This is a genomic window from Acidovorax sp. GW460-11-11-14-LB4, from assembly GCF_059423685.1.
The window spans coordinates 1-15,669 of record NZ_JBWKYJ010000091.1 but is presented as its reverse complement, the minus strand read 5'-3'; the positions used below and the strand labels follow the sequence as shown (position 1 = coordinate 15,669).

The 15,669-nt window shown below is 66.0% G+C and carries 10 protein-coding genes; 3 read left to right on the top strand and 7 right to left on the bottom strand.

Going from position 1 to position 15,669, the window contains the following annotated elements; genetic code table 11:
• Nucleotides 1-89: 89 nt before the first annotated feature.
• From AC07X4_RS21825 to apbC, 5 genes are all read right to left on the bottom strand, one after another.
• On the bottom strand, nucleotides 90-680 hold the full coding sequence (locus AC07X4_RS21825; protein WP_146871775.1) for a DUF3305 domain-containing protein: 591 nt from the start codon (nucleotides 678-680) through the stop codon (nucleotides 90-92).
• An 83-nt stretch (nucleotides 681-763) separates the two neighbouring features.
• Nucleotides 764-3,667, bottom strand: a complete 2,904-nt coding sequence (fdhF, locus tag AC07X4_RS21820; protein WP_494741299.1) for a formate dehydrogenase subunit alpha — start codon at nucleotides 3,665-3,667, stop codon at nucleotides 764-766.
• Nucleotides 3,664-5,562, bottom strand: a complete 1,899-nt coding sequence (locus tag AC07X4_RS21815) for an NAD(P)H-dependent oxidoreductase subunit E (RefSeq protein ID WP_494741298.1) — start codon at nucleotides 5,560-5,562, stop codon at nucleotides 3,664-3,666. The genes fdhF and AC07X4_RS21815 overlap by 4 nt, the downstream gene beginning before the upstream one ends.
• 193 nt (nucleotides 5,563-5,755) lie before the next feature.
• Nucleotides 5,756-6,712, bottom strand: coding sequence for a LysR substrate-binding domain-containing protein (locus AC07X4_RS21810; RefSeq protein ID WP_494741297.1), 957 nt, complete (start codon nucleotides 6,710-6,712; stop codon nucleotides 5,756-5,758).
• Nucleotides 6,713-6,737: 25 nt separating this feature from the next.
• Nucleotides 6,738-7,829, bottom strand: a complete 1,092-nt coding sequence (gene apbC, locus AC07X4_RS21805; protein WP_056746768.1) for an iron-sulfur cluster carrier protein ApbC — start codon at nucleotides 7,827-7,829, stop codon at nucleotides 6,738-6,740.
• 121 nt (nucleotides 7,830-7,950) lie between these two features.
• On the opposite strand from apbC, the gene AC07X4_RS21800 reads away from it, so the two are divergent.
• Both AC07X4_RS21800 and AC07X4_RS21795 read left to right on the top strand, forming a co-directional pair.
• Nucleotides 7,951-8,523 (top strand): restriction endonuclease, encoded by a 573-nt coding sequence (locus AC07X4_RS21800; RefSeq protein ID WP_494741296.1) that lies wholly within the window; start codon nucleotides 7,951-7,953, stop codon nucleotides 8,521-8,523.
• Nucleotides 8,524-8,894: 371 nt separating this feature from the next.
• The gene (locus AC07X4_RS21795) at nucleotides 8,895-10,157 is read left to right on the top strand and encodes a patatin-like phospholipase family protein (protein WP_494741295.1); all 1,263 of its coding nucleotides are present in this window, start codon (nucleotides 8,895-8,897) and stop codon (nucleotides 10,155-10,157) included.
• Between the two features lie 23 nt (nucleotides 10,158-10,180).
• On the opposite strand, the gene AC07X4_RS21790 is transcribed toward AC07X4_RS21795, so the two are convergent.
• Entirely contained in the window at nucleotides 10,181-10,981 is an 801-nt protein-coding gene (locus AC07X4_RS21790) for a hypothetical protein (RefSeq protein WP_494741294.1), read from the bottom strand.
• Between the two features lie 274 nt (nucleotides 10,982-11,255).
• Between AC07X4_RS21790 and metG the strand changes: the two genes are divergently transcribed.
• Complete coding sequence (gene metG / locus AC07X4_RS21785; RefSeq protein WP_494741293.1) at nucleotides 11,256-13,355, top strand: methionine--tRNA ligase; 2,100 nt, start codon at nucleotides 11,256-11,258, stop codon at nucleotides 13,353-13,355.
• A 115-nt stretch (nucleotides 13,356-13,470) separates the two neighbouring features.
• On the opposite strand, the gene AC07X4_RS21780 is transcribed toward metG, so the two are convergent.
• Nucleotides 13,471-15,669 (bottom strand): FG-GAP repeat protein (locus AC07X4_RS21780; RefSeq protein WP_494741292.1); only part of this gene is annotated, 2,199 nt, incomplete at its 5' end.

Sequence of the window (15,669 nt, the reverse complement as noted above, 5' to 3'; positions counted from 1 at the left end):
CCACCTGGGGGGCGGGCGGCGGCGGGTCCTGCACGGGCTTGCCCGCCAGCACATCCTGCTTGCGCCGCGACCAGCGGCCGAGGAATCCTTCAGCCATGGTCGCCACCTCCTCGCGCGCCTCCCGCATGGCCGCCACCACCACCACCGCCGCCACGCGGCTTGTCGGTGGACACGGACGCGGGGTTGCCAAAGCGGTCCTGCAGCGTGCGAAAGCTCTCGGGCCGCTTGCGGCGCTTGGGCTCGGGCTGGTAATGCTCGGCCACAAAGGCGCGCAGTGCCTCCACCACCTCGGCATCGGCGGGCACTTGCTCCACGGTTTCCTGCGCGTCCAGCCAGCGGCCGGCGTCGTGGTAGCTCAGGCTCACTGCCACCGGGCGGGCCATGGGGACCTCGCCCGCCCCCGTGTCTTCATCCTGGCGCCACATCACAAACCAGCAGGGCGCGGGCGAAGTGAGGTTCAGGTGATAACCCTCGGCGTCGTCGCGGAACAACTCCACGCGAAAGCCCGGGAACAGCCAGCGCTGCTCGCGCTCGTCCTGGATCAGCGGGCGGGGTTCGGTCCCAAAGGCGGGCTCGTGGATCACCACCTCGGCCAGCGACCACCGCCAGGGCTGCCAGCGGTTGTCGATGTGCTCGCGCCGCATGATCACGGCAACGTCGGTGTAGGGGCGCTCTGTCATGGGCTGCGACTGTACCCCGGAGTAACCCCTTGCCCGCAGCGCGCGGCGCAAAGCCCCACAGCCAGCGTACGGATCGCGCGGTGTCAGCCCGGCACGCGAGTGGCCTGCATGACCTCCACCGCCACTGCGCAATATTTGAATTCGGGGATCTTGCCGAACGGGTCCAGCGCCGCGTTGGTGAGCAGATTGGCCGCCGCCTCCACGTAGGCAAATGGCATGAACACCGTGCCGCGCGGCGTGCCGTCGTCGCGCCGCACGCGCACCTGCACCATGCCGCGCCGCGAGCGGATGCCCACCAGCGCACCGGGCGCCACGCCAAGCCGGTCAAGTTCGTCGCCATGCAGCGATGCGGTGGCCATAGGCTCGATGGCGTCGAGCACGGTGCTGCGCCGCGTCATGCTGCCCGTGTGCCAGTGCTCCAGCTGGCGGCCCGTGATGAGCACCAGGGGGTAGTCGGCATCGGGCTTTTCGGCGGCCGGGATCACGCTGGCGGGCACCAGCTGCAGGCGGCCCGTGGGCGTGGGGAATTTCTCGGTGAACACGATGGGCTGGCCGGGGTCGTCGGGCGTAAGGCAGGGGTAGGTCACGCTGGAGTCCCGCTCCAGGCGGTCCCAGGTGATGCCCTCAATGCTGGCGTGCATGGCCTGGCGCATTTCGTCGTAGACAGCGGCCACGCCGGACTCTTCGCCTTCGTAGTTCCAATCCAGCCCCATCCGTCGAGCAAGTTGCTGAATGATCCACAGGTCCGGCTGCGCATCGCCCGGCGGGTTCAACGCGCGGCGGCCCATCTGCACCATGCGGTCGGTGTTGCTGGCGGTGCCGGTCTTTTCGGGCCAGGCGCTGGCGGGCAGCACCACGTCGGCCAGCCAGGCGGTTTCGGTCAGGAAGATGTCCTGCACCACCAGGTGCGACAGGCTGGCCAGCGCGTGGCGCGCGTGGTTCAGGTCGGGGTCGCTCATGGCGGGGTTCTCGCCCATGATGTACATGCCGCGCACCTTGTGCGGGTCGCTGTCGTCGGCCAGGGTCTTGTGCATGATCTCGACCACGGTGTAGCCGGGGGTCTCGTCCAGCGGAGTGCCCCAGAACTGTTCAAACCACGCATGCGCCCCGGCATTGTCCACGCGCTGGTAGTTCGGGAACATCATGGGGATCAGGCCCGCGTCGCTCGCGCCCTGCACGTTGTTCTGGCCGCGCAGCGGGTGCAGGCCCGAGCCGGGCTTGCCGATCTGGCCGGTGACGGCGCACAGCGCAATCAGGCAGCGCGCGTTGTCGGTGCCGTGCACGTGCTGGCTCACGCCCATGCCCCAGAGGATCATCGAGGACTTGGCCGTGGCAAACGCGCGCGCCACTTCGCGCAGCGTCTCGGCCGGAATGCCGCACACGGGCGCCATGGCCTCAGGGCTGCAGCCCATCACGTTGGCCTTGAGCGCCTCGAAGTTGTTGGCGCGATCCCGGATGAAGGCCTCATCCACCAAGCCCTCGTCGATCACCGTGTGGATGAGCGCGTTGAGCATGGCCACATCGGTATCGGCCTTGAACTGCAGCGTGCGCCAGGCGTGGCGGCCAATGTCGGTCACGCGCGGGTCGGCCAGCACGATCCTGGCGCCGCGCTGTGCGGCGTTTTTCATCCACGTGGCGGCCACGGGGTGGTTGGCCGTGGGGTTGGAGCCGATCACAAAGATCAGCTCGGCATGCTCCACGTCATTCACCGGGTTGCTCACCGCACCCGAGCCCACACCTTCGAGCAGCGCTGCCACACTGGACGCGTGGCACAGCCGGGTGCAATGGTCCACGTTGTTGCTGCCAAAGCCGGTGCGCACCAGCTTCTGGAACAAATACGCTTCTTCATTGCTGCCCTTGGCGGAGCCAAAGCCCGCCAGCGCCTTGGGGCCGTGGGTGTCGCGCAGGGCTTTGAGCGCGCCGGCAGCCAGGCCCAGCGCCTCGTCCCAGGTCGCTTCGCGGAAGGTGTCGCGCCAGTCAGCGCCGTAGGGCCGCACCTCCTTGGGCACACCGGGTTTGCGGATCAGCGGCCCCGTGAGGCGGTCCGGGTGGTGGGCGTAGTCGAAACCGAAGCGCCCTTTCACGCACAGGCGGCCGTGGTTGGCCGGGCCGTCGCGGCCTTCGATGCTGATGATCTTTTCATCGCGCACGTTGTAGGTGATGAGGCAGCCCACGCCGCAAAACGGGCAGACCGAATCCACCTTGCGGTCCACCTTTTGGGAGCCGATGTGCGTCTTGGGGCTGAGCGCGCCCGTGGGGCAAGCCTGAACGCATTCGCCACAGGCCACGCAGGTGCTCTCGGCCATGGGGTCGTCCAGGTCGAAGACGATCTTGCTATTCGAGCCGCGCAGCGCGTAGCCGATCACGTCGTTGACCTGCTCTTCGCGGCAGGCGCGCACGCAGCGGTTGCACTGGATGCAGGCGTCCAGGTTGACGGCCATGGCGGGGTGGCTGAGGTCAGGCGCGGGCTGCTCGCGGCGCAGGGCCTGGAGCGCGGGGCGCACGATGACGCCCAGGCGATCGGCCCAAGCACTCAATTCGCCATGCTGACCTACCGCTGGGGCAGTTTTTGAATCCAATGGGCCTGTAGCGCTAGAAGAATATGCTCCACCAGCTATCAATTCAGGAGTATCTGGTTGGTCATCATTCCATTGGTAGCCAACATCCGGCATATCGGACAGCAGCATCTCCACCACCATCTGCTGGCTCTTGCGGGCGCGGGGACTGGCGGCCTGCACCTTCATGCCTTGCGTCGGCGCGCGGCAGCAGCTGGGGGCCAGCGTGCGTTCGCCCGCGATCTCAACCACACAGGCGCGGCAGTTGCCGTCGGGGCGCAGGCCGTCGGAGTAGCAGAGGTGCGGAATCTCCACGCCATGGCGCTGCGCAGCCTTCAGGATGGTTTCGCCAGGATGGGCGGTGACGGGCTGGCCGTCCAGCTCGAAAGCCACGCCGGGCTGCGCTACGGCAGAAGTCAACACGGCGCTCATGGCTTCACCCCGGTAGGCAGTTGTTCGGTCAACGGGCTGTTACGCGGCTTGGGCAAATCGCCCGGCCAGGGCCCCTCGCCCACTTCGTGCGCAAAGTATTTGTGGATGCAGCGGATGGGGTTGGGCGCAGCCTGGCCCAGGCCGCAGATGGAAGCGTCGGCCATTACCTGTGCCAGATCGTCGAGCAGTTCTTCATCCCACTTCGGCGCTTGCATCAGCGTGGCCGCCTTGGCCGTGCCCACACGGCAGGGCGTGCACTGGCCGCAGCTTTCGTGTTCGAAGAAGCGCATCACGTTCAGCGCCGCGTCGCGCGCGCGGTCGTGTTGGCTGAGCACGATGACGGCGGCCGAGCCGATAAAGCAGCCGTAGGGCTGCAACGTGTCGAAGTCCAGGGGAATCTGGTTCAGGCTGGCAGGCAGGATGCCGCCCGAGGCGCCGCCGGGCAGGTACGCATAGAGCTGGTGGCCGTCCAACATGCCGCCGCAGTATTCGTCGATGAGTTCCTGCACCGTGATGCCCGCTGGAGCAAGCTTGACGCCGGGGTGCTTCACCCGGCCGCTCACGCTGAAACTGCGCAGCCCCTTGCGGCCGTGGCGGCCAAAGCTGGCAAACCACTGCGGCCCGCGCTCCACGATGTCGCGCACCCAGTACAGCGTCTCAAAGTTGTGCTCCAGCGTGGGCCGGCCGAACAGCCCCACCTGCGCGATGTAGGGCGGGCGCATGCGGGGTTCGCCACGCTTGCCTTCGATGCTCTCGATCATGGCTGACTCTTCGCCGCAGATGTAGGCACCCGCACCGCGCCGCAGTTCGATGTGAGGCAGTGGGCATGGCGGATCGGCGCGCAGGTCGTCCAGGGCGCGCTGCAGCAGCGCACGGCAGCCGTGGTATTCGTCGCGCAGGTAGATATAGATGGCCTCGGTGCCCACCACCTGGGCGGCGATGAGCACGCCTTCCAGAAATCGGTGCGGGTCGCGCTCCAGGTAGGTACGGTCCTTGAAGGTGCCGGGCTCGCCCTCGTCGATGTTGACGGCCATCAGGCGCGGCGCGGGCTGGTCCCGAACAATGCGCCACTTGCGCCCGGCCGGAAAACCTGCGCCCCCCAATCCACGCAGGCCGGAGTCTTCCATGGCGGCCAGCACGGCCTCGGCGTCCATCTCGCCATTGACCAGCGCAGCGGCGGTCTGGTAGCCACCATGCGCACGGTAGGTGGCCAGGTCGGTGTGTGCGGGGCTGATTCCATCCGGCTGCGCAGGCACGCTCGCCTCCACACACTCAGCAATATCAAAATTGATAGCGCCTTGGGCATATGGATGTAGCGCTACCACCCGATTGGGCTTCAAATCAACGGCTTCCAGCACCCCATCGACCGTGGCGTGGGGCACCGGGCACTGGTGCACCACCGCCACGGGCGCCTGCTCGCACCGGCCCACGCAGGGCACGGCCAACACCTGCACATCGCCCTGCCCGGCCGCGCGCAGGCGCTCGGGCAGCGCGGCCAGCAGGTCGCCGGCGCCCGCCATGCTGCAGCTCAGGCTGTCGCACACCCGCACCACCAGGCGGGGCGCCTGGGCCTCTTCACCACGCACGATCTCGAAGTGGTGGTAGAAGCTCGCCACCTCGTACACCTCGGCCATCGGCAGGTTCATCTGCTTGGCGAGTGCCACCAGGTGCCGGTCGTGCAGCACGCCAAAGTGGTCGTTCAGGCGGTGCAAGTATTCGATGAGCAGGTCACGCCGAAAGCCCGTGGCCGGGCGCGGGCCCAGCAGTTGCGCCACCTCGGCCATGGCCGCGTCTTCGGGCTGGCGGCCCTTGAGGCGGCTTTTGCGGCGGATGCGTTCGCGCATGTCGTTGACGGACACGGCGGCGACGGTGGGGGCTTCGGGGGCAAGGTGCATGGACCGGGGGCGTGGGGGCGTTGATCTGGTTGTATGCAGGCACCTGCATAGGGTGCCCGGGCCGCCGCAGTGTCGGCCACGGGCGCCTACGGCGTCAAATTGCCGATGCACATGGGTCGATCACAAAAACAAATGAAACAGCCGTTTTTTCAGCTGCCCATGAATCAACCACCGCAACCCGTGCGGTCAGTGCTCAATCGGCGACCAGAAGCCCACTGTGTGCGGCGGCGTGCTGCAGCCAGTCGGTGTCCTGCGCCAGTGCCAGCGCTGCATCGAGGGCGCGGGTGGGCTGCACCTGCCGGTGCGACATGAATCCGATGGGGGTGGTCAGCACCGGGCCCTTGAGCGGCAGGGCCTCCAGCCCCTCATGGCCGCGCACGGCATCGACCAGCGCCCCGGGCAGGACGCTGCACAACTGGCCCGCCACCACGCTCAGCGCCAAGGTCAGCACCGAATCGGTTTCCATGGCAGGCATGACCGTGGCGCCTGCCGCGCGGAAGGCGCCATCGACCAGGCTGCGGTTGTGCATCTCCGGGGTGAGCAGGCACAGCGGCAGCGCCGCCGCATCGGTCCAGGCCATGGGCGGGCCGATCTGCAGCCCACGCGCCGTGCCCTGGGGCGGGCGCGGTGCGCGGCGCAGCAGAAAGTAGTGCTCGACATACTGCGGCCAGGCCCGCAGCGGGCCGCCGCGTGCGGGCATGCGCTCGGTGTAGCCCAGAGCCAGGTCCAGCGAAATGTTTTCCAGCCCGGCCTCCAGCGCCTGCGAGCTCATCGACAGTGCCACCGGCACGATGCCCGGGTGCCGCGCCTGCAGCTGCGCCGCAAACCGCGCCAGGATGGGCATGGCCGTGGGCACCGCGCCCAGGCGCAGCGTGCCGCGCGGGTGGGCGGCGTCGCTGCTCAGGTCCTGCTGCAGCACCTGGTGCTCGTGCAGCATGCGCTGGGCGGATGCCAGTACACGCTCACCCTCGGGCGTGAAGCCTTCAAAGCTGCGCCCTCGGCGCACCACCACCACGCCAAACTCCTTTTCCAGCGCGCGCAGCGCGTTGGAGAGCGCCGGCTGCGTGATGTGGCAGGCCTGCGCCGCCCGGCCAAAGTGCCGGTGCTCGTGCAGAGCCACCAGGTAGCGCAGGGACGCGAGCAGGTTCATGGCGCGGTGGGGCGGCTCAGGAGGATCAGGTGTTCTTGCTGATCGAGATGGTGGGGAACTTGTTCGAGAAGTCCTTGGCCTGCTGGGCGATCTTCACCGCCACGTCGCGCGCCACCTTCTTGTAGATCTTGGCCACGTCCCCGTCCGGGTCGGCCACCACAGTGGGCTTGCCGCTGTCGGCCTGCAGGCGGATGCTCATGTCCAGCGGCAGCGCTCCCAGGTAGTCCATGTGGTATTCGGCCGCCATCTTCTTGCCGCCGTCGGCGCCAAAGATGTGCTCCACATGGCCGCAGTTGCTGCACACATGGGCTGCCATGTTCTCGACGATGCCCAGGATGGGCACACCCACCTTCTCGAACATCTTGATGCCCTTCTTGGCGTCCAGCAGCGCGATGTCCTGCGGTGTGGTCACGATCACGGCGCCGGTCATGGGCACGCGCTGGCTCAGCGTGAGCTGGATGTCGCCAGTGCCGGGCGGCATGTCGATGATGAGGTAGTCCAGGTCTTTCCAGTTGGTCTGGCGCAAGAGCTGCTCCAGCGCCTGGGTGGCCATGGGGCCGCGCCAGATCATGGCTTCGTCCTGGTCCACCAGGAAGCCGATGGACATGACCTGCACGCCGTAGTTTTCCAGCGGCTCCATGGTCTTGCCGTCATCGCTTTCGGGGCGGCGGTTGATGCCCAGCATCATGGGCTGGCTGGGGCCGTAGATGTCGGCGTCGAGCACGCCCACACTGGCGCCTTCGGCAGCCAGGGCCAGGGCCAGGTTGGCGGCCGTGGTGCTCTTGCCCACGCCGCCCTTGCCCGAGGCCACGGCGATGATGTTCTTGACCTGGGGCAAGAGCTGCACGCCGCGCTGCACGGCGTGGGCGATGACCTTGGTGGTGATGTTGACCGACACGTTGTCCACGCCCGCCACGCCCTTGGCGGCGGCCACCAGGCTGCGGCGCAGCTCGGGCACCAGGCTCTTGGCGGGGTAGCCCAGTTCCACGTCAAACGCCACGTCGCCACCGGTGATCTGCAGGTTGCGCAGGGCGCGGCTGCTGACAAAATCCTTGCCCGTATGGGGGTCCAGCACGCTGGAAAGTGCGGCCAAAAGGCCCTGTTCGGTGACTGCCATTCAAATAACTCCTGTGGGGCCGGTAGTCTATTCCCAAGCTCCCGCCCCCCTGCCGCTGAAGGACAATGCGCACCGCATTGCATCGTCGCTCTCTCCAAAAAGGCCTCCCGTGAAATTCAAGATGTCCGAAAACTCCCTGTTTGCCGTCCTGCTGCGCTCGCCGTGGTGGATCAGCTTTGTGGTGGTGGGCCTCATCACGCTGGCGGCCGGGGCGTTGTTGCCCAAGGAGTACTTTGTCGTGGGCGCGCTGGCAGGGTTCCCCATCTTTGTGGTGGGCTGCATCGCAGCCTGGAAGCAACTGCGCGCGCCCAACCCCGCCAAGGTGGTGGAGATGCTGGAGGCCGTGGGCAGCATGCCCTGGCGCAGCTTCGCCGACACCTTGGCCACCGCCTGGGAACGCGCTGGCTACAGCGTGGAGCGCCTGACCAGCAGCAACGCCACCGGGGCCGACATGCGCCTGAGCCAGGGCGGCAAGACCACGCTGGTCAGCGCCAAGCGCTGGAAGGCCGCTACCCACGGGGTGGAGCCCCTGCGGGAGCTGCACACGGCCATGACCGCTGCAGATGCGTCGGCGGGCGTTTACGTGGCCGCCCTCGGCCAGGTCAGCGAGAACGCCCAGGCGTTTGCCCGGGAGCACGGCATCGTGGTGCTGCAAGGTGACGCGGTGGCGCAACTGCTGCTCAAGCAGCGTTAAGAACTTGTTCACAGTCTTTTTGGAGTTGCACAAGTGCCTTGCCGGGATGAGATGCAAGGCGCGGTGCGCAGCCAATAGCCCGTGCTATTGGCAAGCGCCGCAACGCCGCAGACCGCCCGGCAAGGCACTTGCCCGAAGGGTTGGAGTGAAATCGGGCGATTGGACGCCCCGGCTGCTTGCATGGGCATGAGCCCATGCGGCGTATCCGAAGCATCCACTCATCCCGATTGCACTCCAATGTAATCTCCAAAAAGACTGTGAACAGGTTCTAAGACCACCCCCTGTGGGGTGGCCCGCACATGCGGGTTTTCCCACATGAGCTGCGCCCGGGCGCCCCTCCACACTGGGAGCCTTACACCGCCCCACCGTCCATGCTCCCCACAACCCCTACCGCATCCCCTGGCAACGTTCCCGCCACACCCCCCACGGGCCTGCTGCTGACTGGCGGCGGTGCCCGCGCTGCCTACCAGGTGGGCGTGCTGGAAGCCATTGCCGACCTGCGCCAGGCCTGTGGCGAAGGCGGCGGCCCCAACCCCTTTCCCATCATCACCGGCACCTCGGCGGGGGCCATCAACGCAGCCGCCCTGGCCTGCGGAGCCGACCACTTTGACCGTGCGGTACGCCGCATTGCACGCGTGTGGCGGCAGTTCCATGCCAGCCAGGTGTATGGCGCCGACTCGCTCAGCGTGATGCGCAGCGGCGCGCGCTGGCTCACGCTGGTGTCGCTGGGCTGGGCGCTGGCGCGCTGGCGGCGCATGCGGCCGCGGTCGCTGCTGGACAACTCGCCACTGGAGAAGCTGCTGGTCAAGATGGTGCCCCTGGTGCGCCTGCCCCGGCTGATCCGCAAGGGCCACCTCACCGCGCTCGCCGTGACGGCGTCCAGCTACAGCTCGGGCGAGCACGTCACCTTTTTTGAAGCGGCCACGCCCGTCAAGCCCTGGGTGCGCTCCCAGCGCAAGGCGGCCAGCGACCGCATCACGCACGAGCATCTGCTCGCGTCCTCAGCCATTCCTTTCATCTTTCCAGCCAAGGGCATCGAGGTGGATGACCACATCGAATATTTCGGCGATGGCTCCATGCGCCAGTCGGCGCCTATTGCCCCGGCCATCCATCTGGGGGCCGAGCGCATCCTGGTGATCGGCGCGGGCCGCATGCACGAGCCCAAGGGCGATGCCGCCGCCAACCCCACGGCCACCTACCCCACGCTGGCGCAGATCGCGGGGCATGCGCTGTCCAACATCTTTCTGGATGCGCTGGCGGTGGACGTGGAACGCGTGCAGCGCATCAACCAGACCCTGTCGCTGATCCCCGAAGAAAAGCGCCTGCACAGCGCGCTGCGCCCCATCGAGCTGCTGGTGATTGCGCCGTCACAGCGCCTGGACGCCGTGGCCGCGCGCCATGTGGGCGACCTGCCCGGCCCCGTGCGCACCATGCTGGGCGCCCTGGGGGTCACGTCCAACATGGCCGATGTGCGCGGCGCGGCGCTGGCCAGCTACCTGCTGTTCGAGTCCGGCTACACGCAGGAGCTGATGGCCCTGGGCCGGGCCGACACCCTGGCCATGCGGGCCGAGGTGTGCCAATTTTTTGGATGGACGGATACCGGTGCCGAGGTGCAGATGCGGCACCACACCTGAGAGGTGCCCGCCGAAGCAACCGATTACCGGCGGCGAAACCTGCTCGCCCCGCGCCACACGGCCGCCAGCGCCAGCAACGCCGCCAGGACTCCAACACCCTCACCCGACAGTCCGGGCACCGGAGAGGGCGCAGAGGGTGGAGCCGTCACCCGAAACACTTTCAGTTCATCAATGCTGGCAGGGCTGCGGCTATAAAACGCAATACGCTGGAATGCTGGTGACAAACCGGCATAAGACGCCGAGGGAGCTGGCGGATTCAAGTAATCGAATCCCGACAAGCTGGACAGCACCCACATCTGGGTCAGATTGGCTGTGTAGTCAATGCGCAGCACCACGGCGCTGAGGGTATTGAGCGCCACTGTGCTGCACGCGCCGGCCACTGGCTGCAAAGTGTTGTCAAGAATGGCATATACGGGGCTGCCACATGCACCGTTGTTGCCCACTGCACCCGTAGTTACACCTGCATTGATGAAACGAAGGTTCGGCGTGCCGCCGCCAGACTGGGTGCCAAACTGCGAGACGAACTGCACGAAAAGAACACCGGAGTTTTGCAACGGCAAGTCTCGCGCAGCATCATTCAGCTGCGACCCGGCCCGGTACACCACCTTACCCCCTGCGCCTGCCAAACCCGGCACCGACAGCCCCACAGAGTTCGTAAAAAAATCGGTGAACGAAATACTGTCAGAAACCCAGGCTCCAGTCCATCCAGTGCCCCCGTTTTGCCCTACCAGCGATATGTTGTTGGCGTAGGAAAAAGAATCCTCGGCGACGGTGGTAATGACGGGCGCCGCGAGCGACGGCACAGCGCTGAATGACAAGCTCAACAGCCACGTGTACAACGACTTTCGCAAACTCACTCGCGAGACGACCCAACCAGCACACGGACACGACATGTTGAAGACCTGAAAAACCGCAAAGACTGCGCAAGAGTTGGAGAAAGACGCCGCTGGATTTTTCCAGGGCCAGGGGGCGACTCGCGTGCCGCTTGAAATTTTGCCATTGGCGGGGTGGTATCCGTCGCTTGCCCCAAAGCCTCACGCGGCCAGACATACCACAACCCCCTAAAATCACGGGTTCCGCCTGAGAAAGCCGCATTCCATGACGACCTCCGCCCGCAAACTCTTCGTTACCACCGCCCTGCCGTACGCCAACGGCAACTTCCACATCGGCCACATCATGGAATACATCCAGGCCGACATCTGGGTGCGGTACCAAAGGATGCAGGGCAACGCGGTCAACTTTGTGGGGGCCGACGACACCCACGGCGCGCCCATCATGATCGCCGCCGAAAAGGCCGGCAAGACGCCCCAGCAGTTCGTGGCCGATATCGCTGCGGGCCGCAAGCAGTACCTCGATGGCTTTCACATCAGCTTTGACAACTGGCACAGCACCGATGCGCCCGAAAACCATGAACTGGCCCGCCAGATCTACCGCGACCTGCGCGACCGCGCCGATGGCAGCCTGATCGAAGTACGCACCATCGAGCAGTTCTTCGACCCCGAGAAGAACATGTTCCTGCCCGACCGCTACATCAAGGGCGAATGCCCCAAGTGCCACGCCAAGGACCAGTATGGCGACAACTGCGAGGTGTGCGGCACGGTGTATGCCCCCACCGACCTGATCAACCCCTTCTCGGCCCTGTCGGGTGCCAAGCCCGAGCTGAAGAATTCGGAGCACTTCTTCTTCAAGCTGTCGGACCCACGCTGCGTGGAGTTTCTGGAGAACTGGACGCAGGACGGCAAGCTCCAGCCCGAGGTGGCCAACAAGATCAAGGAGTGGTTCACCGTCCGCACCAACCCCGACGGCACCACCAGCGAAGGCCTGGGCGACTGGGACATCAGCCGTGACGCACCTTATTTCGGCATCGAGATCCCCGACGCGCCCGGCAAATACTTCTACGTGTGGCTGGATGCCCCCGTGGGCTACCTGGCATCCCTGAAGAACCTGCTGGAAAAGCGCGGCGAAAGCTACGACGCCTACATGGCCGACCCGGCGATGGAGCAGTACCACTTCATCGGTAAGGACATCGTCACCTTCCATACGCTGTTCTGGCCCGCCATGCTGCACTTCAGCGGCCGCAAGACGCCCAACAACGTGTTTGTGCACGGCTTTTTGACCGTGAACAACGGCGAGAAGATGAGCAAGAGCCGGGGCACGGGCCTGGACCCGCTCAAGTACCTGAGCCTGAACATGAATGCCGAATGGCTGCGCTACTACCTGGCGGCCAAGCTGAGCGCACGCAACGAAGACATCGACTTCAATGCCGAAGACTTCATGCTGCGTGTGAACAGCGATTTGATCGGCAAGTACGTGAACATTGCCAGCCGGGCGGCGGGCTTCTTGACCAAGCGCTTTGACGGCAAGCTGACCGACCAATTTGGCACCACGGGCGCAGCCCTGCTGGCCGAGGTGCGCGGTGCCAGCGACGCCATCGCGCAGATGTACGAAACGCGGGAATACAGCAAGGCCACGCGCGAGATCATGCTGCTGGCCGACAAGGTCAACGCCTATGTGGACCAGAACAAGCCCTGGGATCTGGCCAAGGACGCTGCCAACAACCAGGCCCTGCACCAGGTGTGCTCGGTGCTGGTCAACGCCTTTGCCACGCTCACCCGCTACCTGGCCCCCGTGCTGCCGGGCCTGGCCCAGGCGGTGCAAGGCTTTGTGGGCGTGAACATGCAGCAGTGGAACGTGGCAGGCGACGTGCAGGCCATCCAGCCCTACCAGCACCTGATGCAGCGCGTCACCCCCGAACAACTCGAAGTATTGTTTGAGCCACCGGCGCAGGCAGAACAATCACAAGCAGCTACAGAAACCATAGCAGCCAACTCCCATCCTGGTGGCGAGGAACTCGCCCCCACCATCACCATCGACGACTTCACCAAGATCGACCTGCGCATCGCGCTGATCGTGAACTGCGAGCCGGTGGAGGGTTCCACCAAGCTGCTGCGCCTGACGCTGGACGTGGGCGAAGGCCGCACGCGCAACGTGTTCAGCGGCATTGCCAGCGCTTACAAGCCCGAAGACCTGGTGGGCAAGCACACCGTGATGGTGGCCAACCTAGCCCCGCGCAAGATGAAGTTTGGCGTGAGCGAAGGCATGGTGCTGGCCGCCAGCCATGGTGACGAAAAGGCCAACCCTGGCATCTACGTGCTCAACCCCTGGCCGGGCGCCACGCCAGGCATGCGGGTGCGGTAAGGCGTGCAACGCGCATAGACAAAGCAATCGTCAAGGATGCGAGGGGTGCTGAGCCCCTCGCCATTCACTGATAGCGGAAGGGTCAGCATGTTGACGGCCGCCCTTCATCCAGTTTTCAGTACAGGTACACCGCGCCCGCGTTGGTGCTGCTTTCGTCGGCCTGGTTGCCCCCAACGCCAGTCGATCCACTGTCTTCAGTGGATGCCCCCACGGCCAGGGTAGTGCCGTCACCCGATATCGCCACACGGCCACCAAACCGGTCCCCAGCGCCCGTATTGGGTGCCTTCAGGTAGGCTTGTTGCGCCCAGGTGCCCGCGCTGCGGCGGAACACCAGCACAGCGCCCGCATCCGCAGCGGCGGTATTGGCCTGGTCGCCATTGAATCCGCGCGCATTGCTGTCGTCGCGGTACGACGGAACCACCAGCGTGTTGCCGTCGCTGGACATGGCCAAGTTGTTGCCAAACCGGTGGGGGGTACGGGTGTTGGAAGCTTTCAAGTACGCCTGCGACTGCCAGACGCCACCTGCGCGAATGAACACAAACACCGCGCCAGAGTTGAGTGCCAGGGTGTTGCGCGGTGGCGGCACGACGAAGGTGCCTGTGTAGTTGCTGCTGTCTCCATCCGTGCCAACCGCCAGCGTGTTGCCGTCGCCTGACAGGATGACCGACACACCGAAGCGGTCCTGCGCTTGGGGACTGGGGGCCTTCAGATAGGCCTGCTGCGACCATGCCCCCGCATTGCGCTGGAACACGTAAGCTGCACCGGCATTGGTCAAGGTGTCGTCCGCAGGATCACTCGCCAGGGCGCTGCGCTCAAAGAACGCACCCACCGCCAGGGTGTCGCCCGCGCCAGACAGGCTGAGGTAGATGCCGAAGAAATCTCCCGCACCGGCGTTGGCGGCCTTGAGGTAGCTTTGCTGTGCCCAGCTGGTGCCCGTGCGGGCAAAGACGTAGGCGGCCCCGGACGCAGCATAGGCGGCATTGCCGTGTGTTCCGGTCAGGTCACCATCCTCGTTATAGGCCCCGACCGCCAGGGTGTTGCCGTCGTTCGAGAGGGCTACGAATGAACCGAAAAGATCGTCGGCATCCGCGTTGCTCGCCTTGATGAATGCCTGCTGCGACCAGACGGCGCCCGTGCGGGAATACACATAGACGGCGCCTGAGTTGCTGGCCAGGTTGTTGGTGGCGGGCATCGTCGCAAACGTGCCCTTCTGGTCGCCGCTCTCGCCATCCGCGCCGATGGCCAGCGTGTTGCCGTCGGCAGACAGCGCCACGGCATTGCCAAAATAATCGTTGGCCTCGCCGTTGGGGGCGGCAATGCGCGCCTGCTGCGACCACGTGGCGCCGCTCTTCGTGAAGACGTACACCGCGCCGGTGTTGCCCCCCTCGCCATAGGCCCCCACGGCCAGCGTGGTGCCGTTGCTGGACAAGGCCACACGGTTGCCAAAGCGGCCTTCGGCGGTGGTCGCCGACGCTTTGAAGTACCCAACGGCGCGCACCATGTCGGCCGCCACAGACGTCGACGGGGCGCTGCAACCACCCGCATTGCAGGCCTGCACGGTGTAGGTGGCATTCAGCCGCAGGTGCAGCAGCACCGGTACTGCATAGGTCAGCCCTGTGGTGGCGGTGGACCCGATCTGCACGGGTGTCAGCGGGCCTGCGCCATCCGGGTCCTCGTACACCGTGTAGCTGGTTGCACCCGGCGCCGAAGTCCACGAAAAGATCAGCGCCTTCGTCCCGTAGCCAATGCCCAGGCCACCCGGCGCCGGAGGAGCTGGCGGCGGTGGGGGCGGTGGCGGAGGCGGCGTATAGATCGTGCTGCAAAGCACCCTCACCTGGGTGACCGGCGCCACAGCGACTCCGGTGCCAGCTTCGACCGTACAGGCCTGATCCACAGGCTGCGCATACACCGTCACCGCATAGGCGCTGCCGTGAGAAACCGGCGATGCAAACCGGAAAGCGCCGTTCTCAGTCAACAGCAAATCTGCAGCGCCGTTCAGCCGCAGCCTCAGCCCCCCCACCAGGCCCGTGACGGTCCCACCCACCACATAGGTGTTGGTGGTGCAGGTCACCAGGATGTTGGTGACCGGGCCTGTCACCACGCCCGAGCCGTTTTCCACCACGCAGGTCTGCCCCACCGGCTGGGTGCGCACAACAATGTTGTAAGCCTGCCCCTGCGCAACATTGGTGACGTAACTGCCGCTGGCCGTGATGCTCACTTCCGCACCCGCTCCGTTGGCGAGTACCAGGGTGCCCGTCAGCCCCGTCACAGTGCCCCCCACCGGATGCTGCACCGCGGAGGGCGGTGGTGGGGG

Bases quoted from the DNA above. Each gene is read 5' to 3' on its own strand.
- fdhF (WP_494741299.1), bottom strand. From the start codon at position 3,667: ATGAGCGCCGTGTTGACTTCTGCCGTAGCGCAGCCCGGCGTGGCTTTC.
- AC07X4_RS21800 (WP_494741296.1), top strand. From the start codon at position 7,951: ATGTCCGAAAACTCCCTGTTTGCCGTCCTGCTGCGCTCGCCGTGGTGG.
- AC07X4_RS21795 (WP_494741295.1), top strand. From the start codon at position 8,895: ATGCTCCCCACAACCCCTACCGCATCCCCTGGCAACGTTCCCGCCACA.
- metG (WP_494741293.1), top strand. From the start codon at position 11,256: ATGACGACCTCCGCCCGCAAACTCTTCGTTACCACCGCCCTGCCGTAC.
- AC07X4_RS21815 (WP_494741298.1), bottom strand. From the start codon at position 5,562: ATGCACCTTGCCCCCGAAGCCCCCACCGTCGCCGCCGTGTCCGTCAAC.
- AC07X4_RS21810 (WP_494741297.1), bottom strand. From the start codon at position 6,712: ATGAACCTGCTCGCGTCCCTGCGCTACCTGGTGGCTCTGCACGAGCAC.
- apbC (WP_056746768.1), bottom strand. From the start codon at position 7,829: ATGGCAGTCACCGAACAGGGCCTTTTGGCCGCACTTTCCAGCGTGCTG.
- AC07X4_RS21825 (WP_146871775.1), bottom strand. From the start codon at position 680: ATGACAGAGCGCCCCTACACCGACGTTGCCGTGATCATGCGGCGCGAG.